This is a genomic window from Treponema sp. R6D11 (assembly GCF_054786075.1).
The window spans coordinates 1-1,178 of sequence record NZ_BDHD01000395.1 but is presented as its reverse complement, the minus strand read 5'-3'; the positions used below and the strand labels follow the sequence as shown (position 1 = coordinate 1,178).

The window sequence follows — 1,178 nt, the reverse complement described above, 5'->3', positions numbered from 1 at the left end:
AGTTACAAATGCTTTTACACTGCTTCTTACAGCGCTCTTTGCCGCCTTGTTTCTTAAGCGGCGTTCTTCACTTCTGCGATGCCGCTTTTCAGCTGAATTACTTTTTTTAGCCAACGAATTCCTCCAAAAATTTTCTTATTTCTTTATTGCAATGCTCAATTAAAATCGGACGGACGTCTTTCTTTGCGTTTGCATTTTTCACATTCCGCCATGTTTTTTACTTTGCCGTTTTCAAAGAGGGTTTTCATCTTTATTTCTCCGCCGCACGCGCACATAAATTTTTGCGTCGCGCTGGCAGTACGGCTGTTTTTACTTGCTTGCGCCATAATTTTCTCCTATTCTCCTAAATAATCAATATTTAATAAGAATACAATAATTTCTCGTATAATGTCAAGACATTTTATGGCTATTGCCCGTCGTTAATTTCCGCTTCTCCCGGCGGGAAAAGGTATAAATCCGGCAGTTTAAAAGTACGGTTTAAAGCATAGGACTGCGGATTATGAAACTTACTTATTGATGTTATATTAAAAAAGTGGTTTAACGGCTCATAATCAGGAGAACTAACTTTTAACGCAAATTTGAATTCTTTGGTTATATCGGGAATATCAGCGGGAATCGGCGCAGGCCAAAAACTAAACGCTCCAGGAGTGCTTGGAACCATCGTATACGGGTTTTGCCAGTTGCTGTTTCTCATTTGGACAGGCTCTCCGTCTAGGTATAAAGCTATATCGATACCCACAATCGGCTCAAAACTGATACCGTTAAAAATGCGTCCCGCCATTGTTGGAATATCAAACAAGGGGGTGGCTATTACTTTTTGTACATGGACTTCATCAGGGTTATGAGGCGCAGTGGGACGCAGATTATGCTGAACAAGACGCAACCCTTTGTAAATAAGAGCGTTTATATCAGCCTCGATTTGCTGCCGTTTTATACCTGTTTGTTCTATTCTTGTAAATCCGCGGTTTGACACTATGTAATTAGGTTCAATGCGATTAAGAGTATAACAAATTGTATCGATTCTGCATTGATAACACAGACAGAATTGTTCCGGGTTGCCGCTGGCTTTTATTTCGTCAAAAATAGTTTGTACGGCTTCAAATACCACATCTTCGTTTGTATTATGAATGTCCATATTATTCTCCCCTAACTTACTAACTTTTCCAGTATACTATATG

At 39.5% G+C, this 1,178-nt stretch carries 3 protein-coding genes; all 3 read right to left on the bottom strand.

Features of this window, described 5'->3' with window-relative positions; all coding sequences use genetic code 11:
• The coding region (locus tag ACYVTD_RS13440; protein WP_461248242.1) for a 30S ribosomal protein S20 at positions 1-114 on the bottom strand (114 nt) is incomplete at its 3' end.
• Positions 115-155: 41 nt separating this feature from the next.
• Entirely contained in the window at positions 156-326 is a 171-nt protein-coding gene (locus ACYVTD_RS13435) for a hypothetical protein (protein WP_461248241.1), read from the bottom strand.
• 80 nt (positions 327-406) lie between these two features.
• Positions 407-1,135 (bottom strand): late competence development ComFB family protein, encoded by a 729-nt coding sequence (locus ACYVTD_RS13430; RefSeq protein WP_461248240.1) that lies wholly within the window; start codon positions 1,133-1,135, stop codon positions 407-409.
• Between the last annotated feature and the right edge of the window lie 43 nt (positions 1,136-1,178).